The 20,842-nt window shown below is 67.7% G+C and carries 23 protein-coding genes; 16 read left to right on the forward strand and 7 right to left on the reverse strand.

The features are described 5' to 3' along the window. The 4 genes from rplP (at position 1) to CCO03_RS01070 (ending at position 1,617) form a co-directional block, all read left to right on the forward strand. Positions 1-417, forward strand: a complete 417-nt coding sequence (rplP, locus tag CCO03_RS01055) for a 50S ribosomal protein L16 (protein ID WP_087276077.1) — start codon at positions 1-3, stop codon at positions 415-417. A gap of 12 nt (positions 418-429) precedes the next feature. Next, the gene (gene rpmC, locus CCO03_RS01060) at positions 430-627 is read left to right on the forward strand and encodes a 50S ribosomal protein L29 (protein WP_087276080.1); all 198 of its coding nucleotides are present in this window, start codon (positions 430-432) and stop codon (positions 625-627) included. 9 nt (positions 628-636) lie between these two features. Then, positions 637-906 (forward strand): 30S ribosomal protein S17, encoded by a 270-nt coding sequence (gene rpsQ, locus CCO03_RS01065; protein WP_087283908.1) that lies wholly within the window; start codon positions 637-639, stop codon positions 904-906. Positions 907-1,116: 210 nt separating this feature from the next. After that, on the forward strand, positions 1,117-1,617 hold the full coding sequence (locus CCO03_RS01070; protein ID WP_087276083.1) for a peroxiredoxin: 501 nt from the start codon (positions 1,117-1,119) through the stop codon (positions 1,615-1,617). Between the two features lie 103 nt (positions 1,618-1,720). On the opposite strand, the gene CCO03_RS01075 is transcribed toward CCO03_RS01070, so the two are convergent. Continuing rightward, complete coding sequence (locus CCO03_RS01075; RefSeq protein ID WP_087276086.1) at positions 1,721-2,215, reverse strand: GNAT family N-acetyltransferase; 495 nt, start codon at positions 2,213-2,215, stop codon at positions 1,721-1,723. A gap of 5 nt (positions 2,216-2,220) precedes the next feature. Further along, positions 2,221-2,712 (reverse strand): TlpA family protein disulfide reductase, encoded by a 492-nt coding sequence (locus CCO03_RS01080; protein ID WP_087276087.1) that lies wholly within the window; start codon positions 2,710-2,712, stop codon positions 2,221-2,223. A 131-nt stretch (positions 2,713-2,843) separates the two neighbouring features. Between CCO03_RS01080 and CCO03_RS01085 the strand changes: the two genes are divergently transcribed. From CCO03_RS01085 to CCO03_RS01095, 3 genes are all read left to right on the forward strand, one after another. Then, positions 2,844-3,290 (forward strand): PTS sugar transporter subunit IIA, encoded by a 447-nt coding sequence (locus CCO03_RS01085; RefSeq protein ID WP_087276089.1) that lies wholly within the window; start codon positions 2,844-2,846, stop codon positions 3,288-3,290. Then, positions 3,259-3,528: an HPr family phosphocarrier protein gene (locus CCO03_RS01090; RefSeq protein WP_087276091.1), complete on the forward strand. Its 270-nt coding sequence runs from the start codon at positions 3,259-3,261 to the stop codon at positions 3,526-3,528. Before CCO03_RS01085 ends, CCO03_RS01090 begins: the two co-directional genes overlap by 32 nt. Positions 3,529-4,104: 576 nt before the next feature. Continuing rightward, entirely contained in the window at positions 4,105-5,496 is a 1,392-nt protein-coding gene (locus tag CCO03_RS01095) for an aminopeptidase P N-terminal domain-containing protein (RefSeq protein ID WP_087276094.1), read from the forward strand. A gap of 214 nt (positions 5,497-5,710) precedes the next feature. Here CCO03_RS01095 and purE read toward each other — a convergent pair whose 3' ends face one another. Beyond that, positions 5,711-6,223: a 5-(carboxyamino)imidazole ribonucleotide mutase gene (gene purE / locus CCO03_RS01100; protein ID WP_418236035.1), complete on the reverse strand. Its 513-nt coding sequence runs from the start codon at positions 6,221-6,223 to the stop codon at positions 5,711-5,713. A 58-nt stretch (positions 6,224-6,281) separates the two neighbouring features. Here purE and trxA point away from each other — a divergent pair, with 58 nt between their 5' ends. From trxA to CCO03_RS19365, 7 genes are all read left to right on the forward strand, one after another. Next, entirely contained in the window at positions 6,282-7,235 is a 954-nt protein-coding gene (gene trxA, locus CCO03_RS01105) for a thioredoxin (protein WP_087276099.1), read from the forward strand. Between the two features lie 111 nt (positions 7,236-7,346). Continuing rightward, positions 7,347-8,159 (forward strand): META domain-containing protein, encoded by an 813-nt coding sequence (locus tag CCO03_RS01110; protein ID WP_169717438.1) that lies wholly within the window; start codon positions 7,347-7,349, stop codon positions 8,157-8,159. Between the two features lie 335 nt (positions 8,160-8,494). Continuing rightward, on the forward strand, positions 8,495-9,232 hold the full coding sequence (gene tsaB, locus CCO03_RS01115) for a tRNA (adenosine(37)-N6)-threonylcarbamoyltransferase complex dimerization subunit type 1 TsaB (protein WP_087276105.1): 738 nt from the start codon (positions 8,495-8,497) through the stop codon (positions 9,230-9,232). A gap of 218 nt (positions 9,233-9,450) precedes the next feature. After that, positions 9,451-9,900: a ribosomal protein S18-alanine N-acetyltransferase gene (gene rimI / locus CCO03_RS01120; RefSeq protein ID WP_087283913.1), complete on the forward strand. Its 450-nt coding sequence runs from the start codon at positions 9,451-9,453 to the stop codon at positions 9,898-9,900. Beyond that, positions 9,897-10,913: a uracil-DNA glycosylase gene (locus CCO03_RS01125; protein WP_087276109.1), complete on the forward strand. Its 1,017-nt coding sequence runs from the start codon at positions 9,897-9,899 to the stop codon at positions 10,911-10,913. The genes rimI and CCO03_RS01125 overlap by 4 nt, the downstream gene beginning before the upstream one ends. Before the next feature lie 50 nt (positions 10,914-10,963). Beyond that, a complete protein-coding gene (locus CCO03_RS01130; RefSeq protein WP_087276112.1) occupies positions 10,964-11,854 on the forward strand; it encodes a DMT family transporter in 891 nt (296 codons plus the stop codon). A 525-nt stretch (positions 11,855-12,379) separates the two neighbouring features. Continuing rightward, positions 12,380-12,550 (forward strand): hypothetical protein, encoded by a 171-nt coding sequence (locus CCO03_RS19365; RefSeq protein ID WP_157667432.1) that lies wholly within the window; start codon positions 12,380-12,382, stop codon positions 12,548-12,550. An 828-nt stretch (positions 12,551-13,378) separates the two neighbouring features. Here the strand turns inward: CCO03_RS19365 and CCO03_RS01135 are convergent. The 3 genes from CCO03_RS01135 to CCO03_RS01145 all read right to left on the reverse strand — a co-directional run bounded on the left by CCO03_RS01135 (position 13,379) and on the right by CCO03_RS01145 (position 17,134). Continuing rightward, positions 13,379-13,810: a barstar family protein gene (locus CCO03_RS01135; RefSeq protein WP_157667812.1), complete on the reverse strand. Its 432-nt coding sequence runs from the start codon at positions 13,808-13,810 to the stop codon at positions 13,379-13,381. A gap of 37 nt (positions 13,811-13,847) precedes the next feature. Then, complete coding sequence (locus CCO03_RS01140; RefSeq protein WP_087276115.1) at positions 13,848-14,273, reverse strand: guanyl-specific ribonuclease; 426 nt, start codon at positions 14,271-14,273, stop codon at positions 13,848-13,850. Positions 14,274-14,827: 554 nt separating this feature from the next. Then, positions 14,828-17,134, reverse strand: coding sequence for an NADP-dependent malic enzyme (locus tag CCO03_RS01145; protein ID WP_087276118.1), 2,307 nt, complete (start codon positions 17,132-17,134; stop codon positions 14,828-14,830). Positions 17,135-17,448: 314 nt separating this feature from the next. On the opposite strand from CCO03_RS01145, the gene CCO03_RS01150 reads away from it, so the two are divergent. Then, positions 17,449-17,838 carry a hypothetical protein gene (locus CCO03_RS01150; RefSeq protein ID WP_087276121.1) on the forward strand — a complete coding sequence of 130 codons (390 nt, stop codon included), beginning with the start codon at positions 17,449-17,451 and terminating at the stop codon, positions 17,836-17,838. 67 nt (positions 17,839-17,905) lie between these two features. Beyond that, on the forward strand, positions 17,906-18,352 hold the full coding sequence (locus tag CCO03_RS01155; RefSeq protein WP_087276123.1) for an acyl-CoA thioesterase: 447 nt from the start codon (positions 17,906-17,908) through the stop codon (positions 18,350-18,352). Positions 18,353-18,627: 275 nt separating this feature from the next. Here CCO03_RS01155 and CCO03_RS01160 read toward each other — a convergent pair whose 3' ends face one another. After that, positions 18,628-20,775 carry a TonB-dependent receptor family protein gene (locus CCO03_RS01160; RefSeq protein ID WP_169717439.1) on the reverse strand — a complete coding sequence of 716 codons (2,148 nt, stop codon included), beginning with the start codon at positions 20,773-20,775 and terminating at the stop codon, positions 18,628-18,630. Positions 20,776-20,842: the final 67 nt, after the last annotated feature.

Here is a 20,842-nt window from a genome sequence, read left to right on the forward strand (position 1 = left end):
ATGCTGCAACCTGCACGCAGAAAGTACCGCAAGGAACAGAAAGGCCGCAACACAGGTCTTGCCACCCGTGGCAACACCGTGGCCTTCGGCGAATTCGGCCTCAAGTCGACCGATCGTGGTCGCCTGACCGCTCGCCAAATCGAAGCCGCACGTCGTGCCATTTCGCGTCACGTCAAGCGTGGCGGCCGCATCTGGATTCGCGTGTTCCCCGACAAGCCGATCTCGACCAAGCCTGCTGAAGTCCGCATGGGTAACGGCAAGGGCAATCCTGAGTACTACGTGGCTGAAATTCAGCCCGGCAAGGTGCTCTACGAGATCGTCGGTGTGCCCGAAGAGCTGGCGCGCGAAGCGTTCACGCTGGCTGCAGCCAAGCTGCCGCTGCGCACGACCTTCGTCACCCGCCTGTTGGGCCAGTAAGGAGTCAAAGCCATGAATACCTCTGAACTGCGTCAAAAAGACGCTGCTGGCCTGACTGCTGAAATCAAGGACCTGCAGAAGGCCCACTTCAACCTGCGCATGCAGAAGGCCACGCAACAGCTCAACAACACCGCTCAGCTGCGTCAAACGCGCCGTGCCATCGCACGCGCCAAGACCATCCTGAACGAGCAAGCTGCGAAGAAGGCCTAAGGAGTGACCATGACGGAAGCAAAACCATCCCTCAAGCGCACCCTGGTTGGCAAGGTTGTCAGCGACAAGCGCGCCAAGACCGTGACCGTGTTGGTCGAGCGTCGCGTGAAGCACCCGATCTACGGCAAGATCGTGATGCGTTCGAGCAAGTACCACGCTCACGATGAAAACTCCGAGTACAAGCTCGGCGACGTCATCGAGATCACGGAAAGCCGTCCGCTGTCCAAGACCAAGAACTGGGTGGCCAGCCGCCTGGTGCAAAAGGCGGCCGTGGTCTAAGCCACCGCGCCCATGAAAAAACCGGATGCTCGCGCATCCGGTTTTTTTTCGCCCGTGCCAGAGGCTGCAACCCATCGCCTCGATCGGTGACCTCGGCGGTGTCGCCGCCTGCCACGCGACGAGGGGAGCGCGGCGACAAGACCGGCTGGCCGCAGCCCCGATAATCGGGGGCTCGGTGCGCCGCACCGCAACACGCTGAAAGGATTGGCAATGATCAAAGTGGGTGACAGCCTGCCGAATGTGAACCTGACCGAATACGTCCCCTTTGAGGGCGAAGGTTGCTCGGTTGGCCCCAACGTCGTGCGCGTGGCCGAGGCCACCCAGGGCAAGACGGTGGCGATTTTTGCCGTGCCGGGTGCTTTCACCCCGACCTGCTCGGAACGCCACCTGCCGGGTTACCTCGAGCAGCTGCCGGCCTTGAAGGCCAAGGGCGTGGACGAGGTGTGGTGCGTGTCGGTCAACGACGCGTTCGTGATGGGCGCCTGGGCCAAGGCCTCGGGTGCCGAGGGCCACATCCGCTTCATGGGCGACGGCAGCGCCGATTTCGCCAAGGCCACCGGCCTGACGCTGGACCTGACGGCCAAGGGCCTGGGCTTGCGCAGCACGCGCTACAGCATGCTGGTGAAGGACGGCAAAGTGGCCCAGCTGAATGTGGAAGAAGGCGGCGCCTTCAAGGTCAGCGACGCGGGCACCCTGCTGTCGCAGCTGTGAAGCGCGGCTGAAGCGTTGACCTGCCATGGCGCCTTCGAGGCGCCATTTTTCATGGGGTATCAGGTCATTGCCGTCGTTCAAACAACGGCAATGACCTGATACTTCATTTGATATCGGCTTTGAGATAGTGGGCGCCCACCACGGGGTTGTGGTAGTAGGGAGGAATCTCCTCGAACCCCAGGTCGGCATAGAGGGCGCGTGCCACCTCCATGGCGTCCAGCGTGTCGAGCAGCACGCTGTCGTAGCCCAGCTCGCGGGCACGGTCGAGCACCGCTTCGGTCAGGCTGCGGCCCAGGCCAAAGCCCCGGAACATGGGGCGCACGTACAGCCGCTTCATTTCGGCCGCGTTGGCGTAGTCCACATCGTCGATGGCGCGTAGGGCCACGCAACCGGCGTATTCGCCATCCACCAGGGCCAGCTGCAGGCAGCCGCGCGGCGCCGCGTATTCGCCCGGCAGGGTGGCCAGCTCCTGGTCAAAGTCCTGGAACGACAGGTCGATGGCCAAGGCCTGGGCGTATTCCTCGAAGAGCAGGCGCACCGCCTGCCAATCGTCGGCTGATTCTGCGTTGCGCAGGTGAAGCTCTGGCAAGGACCCCATGGCGATCAGGCTTGCTGGGCCAGGAGCTTGTCGATCAGCTGGTGCAGCTCGCCGAAATCGGGTTGGCCCACGTAGCGCTTGACGATCTTGCCCTGGCGGTCGAGCAGGAAGGTGGTCGGCGTCAGGGTGATCTCGCCCCAGGCCTTGGCGACGGCGCCGGTGTTGTCGAGCGCAACCTTGAAGGGCAGTCGCCGGGTTTCGGCGAAGTTGACCACGTAGGCGGGCGGGTCGTACTGCATGGCCACGGCCACGGTCTCGAACCCCCGCGGCGCGAACTTCTCGTAGGTGGCGACGATCTCCGGCATTTCGGCCACACAGGTGGTGCAGCTGGTGGCCCAGAAATTCACCAGCGTGACCTTGCCGTGGAAGTCCTGTGTGCTCTGGCGGCTGCCATCCAGCAGCACGAACTGGCTCTGCGGCGCCGGCGACTGGCTGCAGCCCCACAGCAGGCCGGCCAGCACACAGGCCGCCACAGCACGCGGCAGGCGGGACAACATCACTCGGTTCGATCCTTGCATATGAAGCACAATGGCGGGCTTGTCTGCCCCGGTGGAATGGGGCATTTCAACACATTTGCGATGCCACCCGCCTGTCCGGGCCCATCTCCTGTCACCTTGGGCATGCTGCCATGAAGCGAATCCTCCTCGTTGCCCACGCGCCGCTGGCCCATGCGTTGCGGGAATGCGTGCTGCACGTGTTCCCCGATGCGGCCGCGGTCGTCACCGCGGTGGATGTGCAGGCCAGGCTCAGCCGCGAGGAGTCGCTGGGCAGCCTGCAGATTGCCGTGGACCAGCTCGGCCGCGAGCCGGCGCTGGTGCTGACGGACATTTTTGGCGCCACGCCCTGCAACCTGGCCCGCGAGGTGCTGGCCGGCACGCCGCACGTGCTGCTGGCCGGGGTGAACCTGCCCATGCTGCTGCGGGCCGTCACGTACCGCCATGAGGCCATGGAGGTGTTGATCGACCGCGCCTTGACCGGGGGCAGCCAGGGATTGATGAAGGTGGCGTTGACCGCGCCTCAAAACCAAACGAGAAGAGCCAGGGATGATCAGGAACGACATCACCATCAGCAATAAGCTGGGTTTGCACGCCCGCGCTTCGGCCAAGCTGGCCAAGACCGCGGGCGGTTTTCCATGCGACGTGTGGATCAGCCGGGGGGACCGGCGTGTCAACGCCAAGAGCATCATGGGCGTGATGATGCTGGCCGCCGGCATCGGGACCCTGGTCACGCTGGAAACCGACGGCGAGCAGGAAGCGCAGGCCATGCAGGCCCTGCAGGACCTGATCCACAACAAGTTCGACGAAGGCGAGTGAGCCGGCTGCGTGTGGCGCGGTTCGTGCGTCACCGCTGCGGCGCCATTCGCAGGGCCGGTTGGCATGGGCTGTGGCCGCCTCACTCGCCGTGATCCGCTGCCCCTGAGGCCCATGGCACCCACCGGACACGTCATCCGATGTGGCGTGAGAGTGCGCGTGTCCGGCGCGGTGCCGTCACGTCGATCCGTGACCAGGCGCGGACTGTTGGGGGTGTCTGTGCACGCGCAGGGATGGCTCACGAGACGCGTTGAAGCAGCCTGACGGGCCGCTGCAAGGCCACGGCAACGGCACAGGCTTGTCGGTGCATCGCCTCCTCGCCAGGCCTGCCCGTCGCGGGGCTTGCCCAACAAGCGCTGCATGGCCGGCAAGGCTCAGACTGAAGAGCCCCCCGCGCAAGGGCCATTCCAGGGACGCCTGACCGAGGCGCGTTGCAGCGGCTCAAGGCGCATGGCCAGCACCCGCGAAGGGCGGCTTCCGCACTGAACAAAATCCGAGCAGCGCGCCCGCGGCGCACAGCGCGCGGTGGCGGCGCGCTAGCATTGGGCGCTTGTGTTCCTCGCTCTCCCAAAGGCCCCCATGTCTGACGCTTCGTCCGTTTACGCCAGCCGCCGCGCGCGCGTGGCCCAACAACTCGGCCGCGATGGCGTGGCCATCGTGCCCACCGCGCCCGAGCGGCCTCGCAACCGCGACAGCGATTTCCCGTACCGACACGACAGCTACTTCTACTACCTGACCGGCTTCACCGAGCCGCACGCCTGGCTGGTGCTCACGGGCGATGGGCAGGCCACGCTGTTTTGCCAGCCCAAAGACCTGGAGCGGGAAATCTGGGACGGCTACCGCCTGGGCCCCGAGGCCGCACCGGCCGCCCTGGGGCTGGACCACGCCCATTCGGTGACCGAGCTGGACCAGCGCCTGCCCCGCCTGCTGGAAAACCGTTCGGCGGTCTGGTTCCCGTTCGCCACACACGCCGGGCTGGAAACCCGCGTGGACGGCTGGCTGCAGCAGGTGCGGGCCCGCAGCCGCTTCGGTGCCCTGTGCCCGGCCGAGCAGCACGACCTGTGCGGCGTGCTCGACGAAATGCGCGTCATCAAGGACGCGCACGAGCTGGCCATCATGCGCGAGGCCAGCGCCATCAGCGCGCGGGCCCACGTGCGCGCCATGCAGCTGTCGGCGCGCATGCTGCGCGCGGGGCAGGACTGCCGCGAATACCACCTCGATGCCGAACTGGGGCACGAATTCCGCATGGGGGGCTCGCAGTTTCCTGCGTACACCAGCATCGTCGCCGCGGGCCCCAACGCCTGTGTGTTGCACTATCGTGCCGACGTGGCCCCGGTGCGCCCGGGCGAGCTGGTGCTGATCGATGCCGGCTGCGAGCTCGACAGCTACGCCAGCGACATCACGCGCACCTTCCCGGCCGACGGCCGGTTCACGGGCCCGCAGCGCGCGCTGTACGACCTGGTGCTGGCCAGCCAGGAGGCGGCCATCGCCGAAACGCGCGTCGGCCGGCGCTTCAACGACCCGCACGACGCCACGGTGCGCGTGCTGGCGCAGGGCATGCTGGACCTGGGCCTGTTGAACAAGGACAAGGTGGGCGGCGTGGACGACGTGATCGAGCAGCGCGCCTACTTTCCCTTCTACATGCACCGCACCAGCCACTGGCTGGGCATGGACGTGCACGACGTGGGCAGCTACGTCGAGCTGACGCAGCGGGATGAGGTCAGCGAGCGCCGCGATCCCCTGTCCGGCGAGCTCATCACCAACCGGCCCAGCCGCCTGCTGCAGCCCGGCATGGTGCTGACCCTCGAGCCCGGCATCTACGTGCGTCCCGGCCCCGATGTGCCCGAGGCTTTCCACCACATCGGCATCCGCATCGAAGACGACGCCGTGGTGACCGAGGGCGCCTGCGAACTCATCACCCGCGGCGTGCCGGTGCAGGCGGACGAGATCGAGGCGTTGATGCGGGACTGACGGCTGGTGAGATGGCGCCCAGCGCGCGGATCGGTTGCCCACCGTGGGTTTGCCCGCACAGAGCAGACCTGAGCGGGTGCGAGCCGGTCAGGGCGGGGCGGCAGGCCCGCAGTGGGCCAGAGGTCCGCAGGCCACAATTGATGGGTATGGCCCTGTTGCCGTTTGTTGAAGAACGGCAACAGGGCCATACTGCTTTCTGGGTCAGGGAGTTGACTCAGGGCGCCGGGGGCAGGGTCATGGCGCGTGCCACCTCGGTCTGCTCGGCGCGGAACTGGGCCAGGCGATCGCGCAGGGCCGGGTCTTCGCCGGCCAGCATGGCCACGGCGAACAGGGCGGCGTTGGCCGCGCCGGCGGTGCCAATGGCGAAGGTGGCCACGGGAATGCCCTTGGGCATCTGCACGATGGAGTGCAGCGAATCCACGCCCTGCAGGTGGCGCGACGCCACCGGCACGCCCAGCACCGGCACCAGTGTTTTGGCGGCCAGCATGCCGGGCAGGTGGGCGGCCCCGCCGGCGCCGGCGATGATGGCCTTCAGGCCGCGCTCGGCGGCACTTTCGGCGTAGGCAAACAGGTCGTCGGGCATGCGGTGCGCCGAGACGACCCTGGCCTCATGCGTGATGCCGAACTGTTGGAGAATCGACACCGCGTGTTGCATGGTGTCCCAGTCCGAACTGGACCCCATCACCACACCGACACCCTTGTTGAGGGGCTCCATTCGGGAATTCATTTGTTTCATGCGCTGAAAGGTTGATCAGCCATGATCTTAAGGTTAGAGAAAGCGCCACATGATCGACGTGACCGTACAGAACTTTGAAGCCGAGGTGATCGAGGCCTCCATGACCACGCCGGTGCTGGTGGACTTCTGGGCCGCCTGGTGCGGCCCCTGCCGCAGCCTGGGCCCCGTGCTCGAGAAGCTCGAGGACGACTATGCCGGCCGCTTCAAGCTCGTCAAGATCAACTCGGACGAAGAGCAGCAGCTCGCCTCGGCCTTCGGCATCCGCAGCCTGCCCACCTGCATCCTGATGATGGGCGGCAAGCCCGTCGATGGCTTCATGGGCGCGGTGCCCGAAGGCCAGGTGCGTCAGTTCCTCGACAAGCACGTGCCCAGCGAGGGCGCGCTGCAGGCCGATGCCACGGTCGACGAAGCCGAGGCGCTGATCGAAGCCGGCGACACCCAGGCCGCGCTGGCCAAGCTGGCCGATGCCGTGGCCGCCGACCCGGCCAACGACGACGCCCGCTTCGACTACATCCGCCTGCTGATCGGCACCGGGGCCTACGAAGAGGCCGAAGCCGCCCTCGAAGAGCCGCTGCGCCGCGAGCCCAAGGTGCAGCGCTTCGAGGCCCTGCGCCAGTGGCTGGACGCGCTCAAGTTCGTCGAGCAGGACGACCGCGGCAACTGGTCCATCGCCCAGTTCGACGACCAGATCGCCGCCAACAAGCGCGACTTCGACACCCGCCTGGCCAAGGCCCGCGTGCTGATGGCCGAAGGCGAATGGCCGCAGGCCATGGACGAGTTGCTCGAAATCATCATGCGCGACAAGGCCTGGAACGAGGGCGTGCCGCGCAAGACCTACGTGGCCATCCTGGAGCTGCTGACGCCCAGCCAGCGGGACGAGGCGGGTCAGGCGGGGCAGTCCGCCGGCGGCATTGCGCTCACGGGCAAGGCTGCGCAGCAGGAAGACCCGCAGCAGGCGCTGGTCAACGCCTACCGCCGCAAGCTCAGCATGGCGCTGAACTGAGGCTGCCCTTGGCCGCGATTGCAACAATGGAGTATGAGTGTGTCTGCGTTCAAAATTGAACGGCAGATGTTGGATACTCCATCTTGTCATAACCACACAAGGACAAACCGCATGACCTGGACGACATGGCGCACATGGCTGGCCCTGACTGCAACGGCGGGCATGGTGGCGGGCTGCGCCAGCACCCCCGCGCCGTCGGGCGAGGCGTTCATCACCGGCAGCGCCAGCTACCGCGAACGCCTGGCCTTGCCGGACAACGCCGTCTTCGAAGCCGTGCTGGAGGACGTGTCGCGCGCCGACGCGCGGGCCGTGGTGCTGGGCCAGCAACGCATCGGCCCGGCCGGCAACCCGCCCTACACGCTGCGCATCGCGTACGACCCCCGCAAGATCGAGGCCAGCGGGCGCTACGCCGTGCGCACCAGCATCCGCGTGAACGACCAGCTGTGGTTCGTGCAGGACCAGGCGGCGCCCGTGCTGCAGACGCCCGGTGACAACCGGGTCGAGGTCGTGCTCAAGCGCGTGCAGAGCGCGCCGGCTCAGCCCGGCCAAGCCACGCCCGCACCGCCCCCGGCGGGGACTGACCTGGTGGCTCCGGCGCTGCGCCAGGATTGGCGGGTGACGCACATCGGTGGTCAGGCCGTCCCTGCCAGCGACACGCGCGTGGCGCAGATCCGCTTCGATGGCCAGCAGCCCCGCGTGAGCGGCAACACCAGCTGCAATGGCTTTTCGGCCACCTACAGCGCCAGCGGCAACCGGCTGCAGTTCGGGCCCATCATGAGCACCAAGATGGCCTGCGCCGGCAGCGTGGAGCGCGAATTCGTGCAGGCCCTGCAGGCTGTGCGCACCCAGCGCGTCAACGGCACCCAGCTGCAGCTGCTGGACGCCGCCGGCCGCGTGGTGATGCAGCTGGCCGCGCCACGCTGAGCCGGTGGCCTGGGCCCTGAGCCAACCGCGCGGGCCCAGGCAGCGCGAGGATCAGGAGGCTGTGGGGGCGGGCCGATGCGCCCAGCCCAGCACAGCAAGGCCCGCGTCGGCGTTCACCTCGGCCTCGACGCGAGCGTTGGGCCAAGCCGGCTTTCCGCCCGGCGGGCGCGCGGCCGACCCGCCGTAGGCAACGCTCACGGGTCAGCCCCTCAGCCAACGCGGTATCGGTCCGGTGGGCCCCAGGGATGCGCCAGATGCGACCCGATGCCGGCTTGCTTGTCCGTGGCGCGCAGGCCACCTGGCCAGACGCGCGACAATGGCGGCTTGGATGACCCATGAATCATTTGGTTTTTGACACCAGCACCGAGGTGATGTCGGTGGCCGTGCGGCACGGCGAGCGTGTGCGTGCCTGGCGCGGCGCAGGCGGGGCACAGGCCTCGGACCGCCTGATCCCCTGTGTGCTCGAGCTGCTGGACGAGCTGGGCTTGCGCCTGGCCGACCTGGACGTGATCGCGTTCGGGCAAGGGCCGGGGGCCTTCACCGGCCTGCGCGGCGCCTGTGCCGTGGCTCAGGGCTTGGCCTTTGGCGCCGGCAAGCCGGTGTTGCCCATCGGCAGCCTGCTGGCCGTGGCCGAAGCCGCCCGGCAACAGACCGGCGCCACGCAGGTACTGGCGGTGCTGGATGCGCGCATGAACGAGGTGTATTCGGCGGTCTATGAATACCAGCCATCGGAAACGCCAGGTACTGCGGGAACGTGGCAAGAGGTGTCACCCGTTCGCGTGGGGCCGGCAGGCGCACTCGCCTGGCCGGTGAACGCCGCAGTCAGCGACTGGACCGTGGTCGGCAATGCCTTTGCCGGATATGCAGACCAGATGCCGGCGCCGGTGCAGGCCGCCGCCCGCGTGACCGCGGTGCCCGATGCCGAGTGCATGCTGGCCCTGATCCCGGGCTTGCTGGCGCAAGGGCTGGCCGTGCCGGCCGATCAAGCCATGCCGGTCTATGTGCGCGACAAGGTGGCCGACACCACCGCCGAACGAGCGGCGTTGGCCGCTGCCAAACTGGCGCGGGCGTGAATGGCCAGCAGCGAGAATGTGAGCGTGTGCCCTTCCTGCGACCTGATGTTCGACGAGCCCGACGTCCGCTGGACGGCCGGGCCCCTGGCGTGCGCAGCCCGTGGGGCGCGTGCCGGAGGCCGGCTGTGACGGCGCTGACCACCTGGCCACTGCAAGGCCTGCTGGCGGCAGACGCCTGCGCGGCCGACGCGGTGCCGCCGGCGCTGCGCTGGGCGCCCATGACGCCCGCCGACCTGCCCGCTGTGCTGGCGGTGGAGCAGGCGGCCTACAGCCACCCCTGGACCACGCGCAACCTGCAGGACGCCATGGGCGCGGGCAACCTGGCGCAGCTGCTGTGGGCGGGCGAGGTGCTGGCGGGCTACTTCGTCGCCATGCCGGGCGTGGATGAGGTGCATTTGCTCAACATCACCGTGGCGCCGGCTTTGCAGCGGCGAGGCCTGGCCCAGCTGATGCTGCAGATGCTGGGCTTGTGGGCGCTGCACCTGGACAAGCCCTGGGTGTGGCTGGAGGTGCGCCGCAGCAACGCGCGCGCGATTGCCGTGTACGAGCGGCATGGTTTCAAGCAGGTGGGCGTTCGCAAAGGGTACTACCCGGCGGCATCCGGCCAGCGGGAAGACGCCATCGTCATGACCCTGGCCTTGCCCGCACCCCGTCAGGAGCCTGCATGAGCCTGGACCTGGATGCCCGCCAACGGGCCATGCTGGCTGAAATGGGGGTCACGGTGTGGGCGCCCAAAGCGGCGCCGGCGCCGCCACTGGCCAGGGCGCCTGAGCTGGCGGAGCCCACCCGGCCGGTTGAGGCCGCGCAGCCGGCTGGCGCTGCGGCGCTGTCGCCCCCCGCGTTGTCCGAGTCGCCGCCGACGTTCGCTGCTGCCGCGCCCTCGGAGGCTGCGCCGCAGGCCGAGTCCCAGCCGCCGGTCGCGCGCGATCTGGCCCCCGCGCAGGTGCAGGAAGATTTGGCTGATGACGCAGTATCAAACCAAATCGTTCACATCACAAACGACAATCCACGTATACCCCATTCACAGGTGCCGCAGACCACCCATGTGGCGGCCTTGGCCGCCCAGCAGGTGGCCGAGCTGACCGCGGTCAACCCGGCCGGGGTCGCCGAGATGGACTGGGCCCGCCTGCAGGCCACGGTGGCCGATTGCCGCGCCTGCCGCCTGTGCGAGCGCCGCACCCAGGCGGTGTTCGGCGTCGGGGCCACGCGTGCCGACTGGATGGTGGTGGGCGAGGCGCCCGGCGAGCAGGAGGACCGGCGCGGCGAGCCCTTCGTCGGGCCCGCAGGCCAGTTGCTCGACGCCATGCTGCAGGCCGTGGGGGTCAACCGCCAGGCGCCGGCCGGCGATCAGGCGGTCTACATCGCCAACGTGCTCAAGTGCCGCCCGCCCGGCAACCGCAACCCGCAACCGGACGAAGTGGCCCAATGCGAGGCCTACCTGCGCCGCCAGGTCGCGCTGGTGCAGCCCAAGCTCATCCTGGCGCTGGGCCGGTTCGCCGTGCAATCGCTGCTGAACACCACCGAGCCCATCGGCCGCCTGCGGCAGCAAGTGCACCACTACCAGGGGGTGCCAGTGATCGTCAGCTACCACCCCGCCTACCTGTTGCGCAACCTGCCCGACAAGGCCAAGGCCTGGGCTGACTTGGTGTTGGCCATGCGCGTGGCCGGTCGCCTGGGCTGAGTGGCCGCCACGCGACCCCGCGCACCCGCGGGGCGCGCTAGCATCGCCGCATGCAACGTCTCACGCGCCAGCAAATGCTGGTCCTCATCGCCTTGACCGTGATCTGGGGCTTCAACTGGCCCATCATGAAGCTGGGCGTCACGGGCTTTCCACCCCTCACTTTTCGGGCCGTGTGCTTTGCGATCGCGCTGCCGGCCATGTGGCTGGGCCTGCGCCTGATGAAGGTGCCTCTGGCCCTGCCGCGCCAGGATTGGGGCCAGATGGTGCGGCTGTCGCTGGTCAACTGCCTGGCCTGGCACGCCTGCATCGTGCTGGCCGTGGGGCAGCTGTCCAGCGGCCGCGCGGCGGTGCTGGGCTACACCATGCCGATTTTCTCGGCCGTCATGGGCGCGCTGATGTTCGGCGAGCGCCTCACCGGGCGGGCCATGGCCGCGGTGGCGGCCACGGGGCTGGGCGTGCTCTTGCTGCTGTGGAACGAGGCCAGCCACATGGCGGGCAAGCCCGCAGGGGTGTTGCTGGCCCTGGTGGCCGCCGCCTTCTGGGCGCTGGGCACGCAGATCTGGCGACGCCACACCATCGCCGCGCCCACCTTGGCGCTGACCTTCTGGATGCTGGCGCTCACCGGGCCCATCCTGGCCGTGCTGGCGACGCTGTTTGAACACGACCGTTGGGTGGCGCCCAGCCCCTCAGTCTGGTTTGCGCTGCTGTACAACGGCTTGCTCGTGATCGCCGTGGCGCAGAGCGCCTGGCAGTTCCTGTCGCGCGTGCTGCCGCCGGTTGCTTCCAGCATCAGCGTCATGATGATCCCCATCCTCGGCGTGTTCAGCGGGGCCTGGCTGCTGAACGAAACGCTGCTGTGGCAGGACTGGAGCGCGGTCGCCCTCATCGTGCTGTCGGTGCTGCTGGTGTTGGTGCCCAGCAAGCCCGAGCCTCAGGCCTGAACATGTCGGCGCGGAAGGGCGGCCTCGAGTCGGTCGTCGGTGGATGGGGCCTCTTGAACCGCTGGCTGCCGGCTTCTTGGGCATCGGACCCCAGAAGCTGCTCCGGGACATGGCCAACCGCATTCGCCGGGGCAAGTTCAGCCGTTGAGGCTTCGCGCCATGCCGTTCTGCGTCTGGCGATGATCGACACCGGCCCGCCCGAGGCGCGGGTCAGGTGGCTTTCAAAGGGCTGCAAATCGGCCTCACGCGCAGCAGGCTCGACCACATGCTGCCGCTGCCGCACGGCTACTCGGGCCACCCCATGGTCGGTGCGGCTGGCCTGGCAAGCCAATTTGGATGATTGCGCAATGCGAAACGACTTATCAAGTTGTAGAACAGCAACGGAATCCAAGGGCGAGGACGACTTTGTGCGATCTGTTGCAGGAAACCTAGGGATTACCCTGGTCATTCCGCCTTGAACGGCCTACCATGAGGACTTCAGCAGGGCAGCCACAAGCCGGCCTTGCATCCTGGAGCACCCACATCATGTTCTCGTTCTTGCGTCAAGTCATTCGTCCCGTTGCTGGCTCTCAAGCCACGCCCACCACCGTTCCGGCCCAGTTGCTGGAGCAGGCCAACGCCCTGGCAGGCCACGACGCCCATTCGGCGGCGCAGCTGCGGGTGGCGGCTTTGGCCGCCCTCGGCGTGGTGCGCTGAGCGGCGTCCGCGGTGGCTGCGGCACCTGCGGGTGCTGTGATGAATGAGGTATGGGTCGTTTGCCGTTGCAATGTGAGCGGTAATCGGCCCATACTGCTTTGTGCTGGTTGAATGGGTGAACGTGGCCGTGCGTCGCCCGGCATCGCCCATGCCCTGACACCGCGAGGAGGGGAGGGCCGCGGTCGAAGGCCAAGACCGGCACGACGGCGCCCACGGCATCGACGAATCCTGTGTCATTTGCCGCTTGTCCCGTCCGTGCGATGAAGCCGAACCGTGCGGGGATGTTCAGGCACAAGGGGCGCCCTGCCGCGATCACAAGGCGTCGCCGGCGCAGAGACACTTCGCGTCGTCTGGCCTGTGCTCGTGTCCCGGCACCACGCCGGCGATGAACCCTTGCTATGGACGCGCCACGTGGTCCACGTGCATGGCCTCTCCAGGATCTGCCGTCATCCCGCCGTGAGCCATGCCTGGCCACGAACGCCTACCTTGCAGCAGCCGGAGCCCTGATCAATTTGCGGGAGGTCACGATCATGTGGCCTCGGCGGCAAGTGTTCTGAACCCCTCACAAGGCCCCGCAGGCCGGTTGCACCAGACAGCAGACGCAAAAAAGCCCACCGCAGGGTGGGCTTGGGGGGATGCGGTTGGGGTCCTGAGGTCAGGCCGCCAGCCAGTAGCCCGCGTTGAAGGGGCTGCTCATGCGCAGCGCCAACGGGCTCACGTCGACGATCTTGTCGGTCGGCATCTTTTCAACGGGTTCGACTTCTTCTGCAGCCACTTCGCTGCTTGCCTGATTCGCCCGTTCTGCTTGGCAGATTTGCGCAGAACGGGCTACAGAAAAGAATAGAAACACCGGAAGGGGATTTTCCGATCCGACCAATAATCGGCCGTCTCGCGGAAAATATCCAGCAGCTGTTCGCGAATTTCCTTGTCGAATTTGCTGGTCGTGGGAATATGTTCCAACACCACCACAAAACCCAACTGCGGCCCTGATTTGTAAACCGGGTCTGTCAGGCAATCGTACAAGGCATCAAAGTTCTTGCCGAAATGCGCAGGCAGGTAAAACTGCTGGCCGATCAAATCCAGCACGTCTTGCTTGTTTTGCGCAGCCGACAGGTTGGCATACAAGAAGTGCTGGCCGAGCGACGAGGCGGCTGCCTCGAGTTCTTCCACATGAAACGCGCGAATGGCCTGAACGATGTTGGGGCGGATGCGCTTGAGCGGCACATCCGTCTCGGGGGCCGATGCCACCAATCCACTCATGGGATCGGGGCCGATGTTGCGCGGCATAGCTGCCGCATCACTGAGCCTGTCCATTTGTTTTCTCAACAATTTTCCTGAAACTGGCGTAGTGGTCGTGCGTGTAATAGCAGGCGTCTGGTGATGCAGGAGTCCAACCTCCGCAGACAATGCGTTTGGCGCCACGACCTGAGCGACCCGGTGTCCTGACGGTGTATTCGCGGTAATAGCCGCGCTGCATGCGCGGTAGAATCCGCTCGAAATTTCCAAACACGGTACCGTCCTTGTCAAAAGCAAACGGTCCGCCTTTGAAAATCAATGCATGGGTGATTTGCCCGTTTTTGGGCAACTCGGCCAGCGCAATCGTCTGCGTGTCGACGACCGCATGGCTGCGAGCGTGTGACACCGAAAGCGTTGCAGTCAGAGCCAGAACCAGGCTTCCTACGACTGCACCACGAACGCTCCGCGTCAACGGCCTTCCCTGCATTGCCACCTCTCAGAACTCCGGGTTTACCCGAAAATTCCAAGGCGCTAGTGTGACCGATCGGCCTCATTTTTGCAAGGCCAGTTCACAATCCGGTATGCGGCTGAGGTAAATTTGCGAACTTTGCGCGTCGTCTGGACAGGGGCGCGCGAGCGTGGCAGCGCAGGTGCTTGGAGGGCTGTGCGCCGTTGCTGTGTCGCTGAAAAGGCTGGTCCGCCGCGCGACCGACTGGCGTCAGCACCCGGAGGCCATCCAGCGACCCATGTCGCTGAGCGCTTGAGGTTGGATGGGCTCACCGACGCCAAGTCGGTGGGGCATGGCATCAACAGACCTTCCCGCCTCGGGCCTGCTCGGAAGCAAGTTGGCAAGCTGCGTGAATCACACGAAACGCGTTGGGGAGCGTTTCGACCGCGCCTGCAACCGTGCCGATGCCCACTCTCCTGCGGAGACGGGTACGCGTCAAAGCTGCCGTGCGCATCACGGCCGCCGCAGCATGCGCGCCGCCCACCACGCTTCACGAAGGTGACGGACCCACCAAGGCAAGCCCTGGCCCCCTCTCACTCCATGTTGGCGTCAACCACGGCCAGCGCGGTCATGTTGACCAGCCGGCGCACGGTGGCGCTGGGGGTCAGGATGTGCACGGGCTTGGCAGCGCCCAGCAGCACCGGGCCCACGGCGATGCCGCCACCCGACGTGACCTTGAGCAGGTTGTAGGCGATGTTGGCGGCGTCGATGTTGGGCATGACCAGCAAGTTGGCATCGCCCAGCAAGGTGCTGTCCGGCATGTAGGTGCGGCGGGCTGCCGAGTCCAGCGCCAGGTCGCCGTGCATTTCCCCATCGACCTCCAGCCACGGCGAACGCGTCTGCAGGATCTCCAGCACCTCGCGCATCTTCTGGGCGCTGGGCTGGTTCGAGGTGCCGAAGCTGGAGTGCGACAGCAGTGCGGCGCGCGGCTTGATGCCGAAGCGCATCATCTCCTGGGCGGCCATCTCGGTGATCTCGGCCAGTTGCTCGGCCGAGGGGTCGTAGTTGACGTGGGTGTCCACCAGGAACACCTGACGGCCCGGCAGGATCAGGCCGTTCATGCAGGCGTAGGTGTTGCAGCCGGGCTTCTTGCCGATCACCTGGTCGATGTAGTTCAGGTGCATGGGCGTGGTGCCCCAGGTGCCGCAGATCAGGCCGTCCACATCGCCGCGGTCCAGCAGCATGGCGCCGATCAGCGCCAGGCGGCGGCGCATCTCGATCTTGGCGATGGCCGGGGTGATGCCCTTGCGCTTGGTCTTCTCGTAATAGCGCTGCCACAGCTCGCGGTAGCGATCGTCCATCTCGACGTTGACCACGTCGTAATCACGTCCGGCTTCCAGGCGCAGGCCGAACTTCTGGATGCGCTGGGCGATGATGGCCGGGCGGCCGATCAGCGTGGGTCGGGCGATGCCGTCGTCGGCCACCACCTGGGCCGCCCGCAGCACGCGCTCGTCTTCGCCTTCCGCGTAGGCCACGCGCTTGCACTTCGCCACCTTGGCCGCCGAAATGATGGGCTTCATGATGGTGCCCGAGGCGTAGACGAAGGTCTGCAGCTTCTCGACGTAGGCCTGCATGTCGGCGATCGGCCTCAGCGCGACGCCATCTTCCACCGCAGCTTGCGCCACGGCCGGCGCGATCTTCATCATCAGGCGCGGGTCAAACGGCTTGGGGATCAGGTATTCGGGCCCGAACGACAGCGTGTGGCCCACATAGGCGCGGGCCACTTCTTCGGACTGTTCGGCCTGCGCCAGCTCGGCAATCGCGCGCACGGCGGCCACCTGCATGCCGTCGGTGATGGTGGTGGCCCCGCTGTCCAGCGCGCCGCGGAAGATGTAGGGGAAGCACAGGACGTTGTTGACCTGGTTGGGGTAGTCCGTGCGGCCGGTGGCGATGATCGCGTCGCTGCGGACGGACTGCACCTCTTCGGGCGTGATCTCCGGGTTGGGGTTGGCCAGCGCCATGATGATGGGGCGGGCGCCCATCTTGGCCGCCATCTCGGGCTTGAGCACGCCGCCGGCCGACAGGCCCAGGAACACGTCGGCGCCTTCGATCACCTCGGCCAGCGTGCGCTGCGCGGTGGGCTGCGCAAACACGGCCTTGACCGGGTCCATCAGCTCGGTGCGGCCCTCGTAGACCACGCCGGCCAGGTCGGTCACCCAGATGTTCTGACGCGGAATGCCGAGCTTGACCAGCAGGTTCAGGCAGGCCAGGGCGGCCGCGCCGGCCCCCGAGGTCACCAGCTTGACCTGCGCCGGGTCCTTGCCCACCACCTTCAGGCCGTTCAGGATGGCCGCGCCCACCACGATGGCGGTGCCGTGCTGGTCGTCGTGGAAGACGGGGATGCTCAGGCGCTCACGCAGCTTGCGCTCGACGATGAAGCAATCGGGCGCCTTGATGTCCTCGAGGTTGATGCCGCCGAAGGTGGGCTCCAGCGAGGCAATGATGTCGACCAGCTTGTCGGGGTCCTTCTCGTTGATCTCGATGTCGAACACGTCGATGCCCGAGAACTTCTTGAACAGGACGCCCTTGCCCTCCATCACCGGCTTGCCGGCCAGCGGGCCGATGTCGCCCAGACCCAGCACGGCCGTGCCGTTGGTCACCACGCCCACCAGGTTGCCGCGTGCCGTGTAGCGGAAGGCGGCCGACGGGTCCTTGACGATCTCCTCGCAGGGCACGGCCACGCCCGGCGAATAGGCCAGGGACAGGTCGTACTGGTTGGTGACCTGCTTGGTCGGCGTGACGGCAATCTTGCCGGGGGTGGGGAACTCGTGGTACTCCAGCGCGGCTTGGCGCAGCCGTGCGCGTTTGTCATCCGGGTGGGTGGAGGGGGCGTCGCTCATGTTGAATGTCTCTCACGTTCTGACCCGCCGCGCGGTGCGCCTGGGTTTCGCGGGCAATTCTAGAGCGTCACCCCCGCGACAAGCCGCGGACGCCCATGCAAAGCTGGTCGGCTGCGGCGCATTGATGCCGCTTGTGCGCCCGTGGCGCGCGTCGCGGACCTGCCGATCCAGGATGTGGGCGCGGCGACGGGCTGCCAACGCGAGGTGCGCTGGCGACCCACGCCAGGGTACCGGCTCACCGGCCGCGCTGAGCACGTCCAGGCTGCCGCAGCGGCGCGGACGAGCGAGAGGTACCCGCTTGCCATGCGCCGGTAGTGGCCGCGGTTGCCAAGACCAACGCCAAATCGAAGTCGGCCGAGCTGTCCATCCAGATCGCCCGGGCCATGACCGACCAGTTCCAGGCCCAGCTCGAGGCCTGGCGCGCGAAGCTCTCGGTGGACCAGGCCCAGATCGAGACCTCGCAGGCTGAGCTGCAGACGCGCCACGCCGACATGCAGCCGGCAAACCAGGGTCGGGCCGGGTGGTTGGTGCAAGACCGGGCGCTCGTTGGCGTGGCCGAGCACGCCGAGCTTCAGCCCAACGGGTGGCGCTCAGCGGCGGCCAGGTGGCCCTCGATAGAATCCTGGCCTTTTCCTCCAGCGCAGCGGTGCGTCAGTCCGCTTTTAAACGACTGGGAGTATTCGTCTGTTGCCGTTTTCATGTGAAAGGGTGATGCGGGATACTCCTTGATCGGGTTCAAAAAACCACCGCGCTGTCACGCCCCACACCACCATGCCCCGCCTCGTCCTCGATCTGCCCAAAGCCTTTGCCTTTTCCACCGACGTGCAGATCTACCTCTCGCATGTGAACCAGGGCGGGCACCTGGACAACGCCCAGCTGCTGGCGCTGGTGTCGGAAGCGCGTGTGCGGTTTTTCAACTGGCTGGGCTACCGCGAGTTCGACGTGGGCGACCTCAACATCGTCGTCGCGGACATGATGGCGCAGTACAAGTCCGAAGGCTTCCACGGCGAGGTCATGCGCATCGAGATGGTGCCCCAGGACCTGAACCGCTACGGCTTTGACCTCTGGTTCCACATGACCGAAGCCGAGCAGGGGCGCGAGGTGTCGCGCGGCAAGTCGGGCATCGTGTTCGTCAGCCGCAGCACGGGCAAGCCCACGGCCATGCCCGAGCCGGTGCGCGCACGCTTCGCCGAGGTGGCGGCCGTCTCGCAGGACTGAGTCTGCGCTGCGTCGGCGCAGCGCTGTTCGTCCTTGTTCATGAGATCTGGATGAGTATCAGTTGGTCGCCGACGAGGCATCATCGGCCAGGGCTGCATACTGCTTGCAAGCATTGACATTCGGTCGTTGACGAGCGCCGGGTGATGCTTGCCCAGGGCGGGCTGACGTCGAAGTCCCGGGGACCGACCAGGATGAGTGCGGCACGCCGATCAGGGCGGCATGGGTTGGAAGGGCTCACCGCTTAGAGCGTCACGCCGATCAGAACGGCATGCTGATCAGAACGGCACGCGCGCCTGCAGGCCCAGCTGCCAGCCTCGCGGCAAGCCGGGTTCCAGATACTGGCCGGCGGCCTGGTTGACGATGACCGAGCCGACGTAGCGCTTGTTCAGCAGGTTGTCGATGGCGGCGTGGGCCACCAGCTCGGTGCGGCCCACGCTGAAGCCGTGCTGCAGCCGGGCATGGACCAGGCCGTAGCCGGCCACGCGCGCCCGGTTGGCGTCGTCGGCCCACAAGGCGGCGCGGCCCAGCCAGTCCAGCTGCAGCTCGGTCCCGCGCAGTGCCGCGCTGGAGCGGGTCTGGGGGTGTTGGCGCCAGCGCAGCTGCAGGCTGGCCTGCCGGCGCGGGATGCCGGGCAGCGCCGTGCCGCTGGGGCCGGTGTCGGCGCTGCCGTAGCGCGCACGCATCAGCGTCAGGGCCAGGGCGGCGTCCCAGTGGGGCGACAGGCGGTGGCGTGCGGCCAGCTCCAGCCCCTGGCGCTGCGTCTGGCCGGCGTTCACGTAGGCGGTGCGACCGCCGGCCGAGCGTGCCGCCACGAGTTCGTCGCGCGTGGCGATGTGGAACAGCGCCAGGTTCACGCGCGTGTCGCGGTCGGGGTGCCACTTGGCGCCCAGCTCCCACTGGCGGCTGCGCGCGGCGCCCAGGTCGGTGTTGAACGCGGGCGAGACCTGGGTCCCGTCCAGTCGGTAGGCCACCTCGGCCAGCGTGGGCGTCTCCAGCCCCCGGCCCCAGCTCAGGTAGAGGTTGAGGTCGGCCCGTGCCAGCCAGGCCAGGCCCAGCACCGGGTTGGTGGCGCGAAAGCGGATGCGGCCCGAGCCGTCGCCATCGGCGGGCCAGTGGTCGCGGCTCGCCAGCCGCACCGTGCTGTGGCGGGCGCCGGTCAGCAGCTGCCAGCGTTCCGCCAGCTGCCAGTGGGCCTGCACGAAGGCGTCGGTGTTCGCGGCCACGTTGCGCTCGTGGCGGGTCAGCGGGCCACTGGCATCGCCCGCCAACGTGGCGCCAGCCTGGCGCCGCTCGGACGAACGGTCCCAGGCCAGGCCCACGGTCCAGTCCACCGGCCAGCCGGCCGCATGCGACTGCTCGCCGGTCAGCTGCAGGCCCAAGCCGCCAAAGCCGCGCTGCAGGCCCACCCAGCTGCTGGCGGCCTGGTGCTGCAGGTTGCGGCGCTGGCCGCCGTAGGCCCGCGCTTCCAGCGTGAGGCCGTCGCCCAGGCCCTGGGTCAGCACCGCGCCCAGGGTCTCCTGGCTGACGCGCTTGCGGGCGTTGCGGGCCACGGTCTGGCTACCCGCCTGGCGCGGATCGGCCGCCCACTGCGCGGCCGTCAACCCGGCCGGGTCTTGCGCCAGCGGGGCGTCCAGCGCGTTGGCGATCAGGCGCAGCCGGGTCTGGTCGTGCACGTCCCAGGTCAGCACGGTGTTGAACTGGCGCCGCCGAGCGGCCGAATGCGCGCGCCAGCCCTCGGTTTCGAAGGTGGCGAGGTCGGCCACCAGGCCCACGGACTGCGTCGCCCCGAAGCGGCGGGCCAGCTGCCAGTCGGTGCGGCGCAAGCCGTCGCGGCCCAGGCCGATGCCGGCGCGCAACTCGGGGGTGGCAGCGGCTTCGCGCGTGAAGGTCTGGATCACGCCGCCCGCTGCATTCCCATGCAGCTGCGCCAGCGGACCGGTCAACACCTCGAGGCGTTCGGCCGAGCTCAGCGCCAGGCTGGTGACCTGACCCTGGCCATCGGGCGTGGTGAGCGGGATGCCATCGGCCAACAGCCGGATGCCGCGCACGCCAAAGGCCGCGCGGGCGCCAAAGCCGCGCATCGACAACTGCAGGTCCTGCGCGTGGTTGTTGCGGTTCAAGGCCACGACCCCGGGCACGTCGGCCAGGGCGTCGGCCACGTCGCCGCCCGGCACGCGTGCCAGCGTGGCCGCGTCCACCCGCTGCAGGGCGGCGGGCACGCGCAGCTCGCGCTGCGGCAGCTGCCCGGCCTGCACGGTGATGGCGGGCAGGTCGGCGATCGCCTCGACCGGCGCGGGGGCTTCAGCGGCGGACTCGGCCGCGCATGCGGCGCAGGCGACGAGCCACAGGCCTGCGCCGAGGCCGACGCGGCCCAGGGGCGCGGACCAGTCGGGCGATGGGGCGGCGGGGGGGTCCAGGGACATGGCAGCGGTCGCAACGGGCAAGGGCGCCATTGTCCTCAAGGCGGTGGGGCCGCCGGTTGGCCGGCCG

Source organism: Comamonas serinivorans (genome assembly GCF_002158865.1).
Classification (GTDB): domain Bacteria; phylum Pseudomonadota; class Gammaproteobacteria; order Burkholderiales; family Burkholderiaceae_C; genus Comamonas_E; species Comamonas_E serinivorans.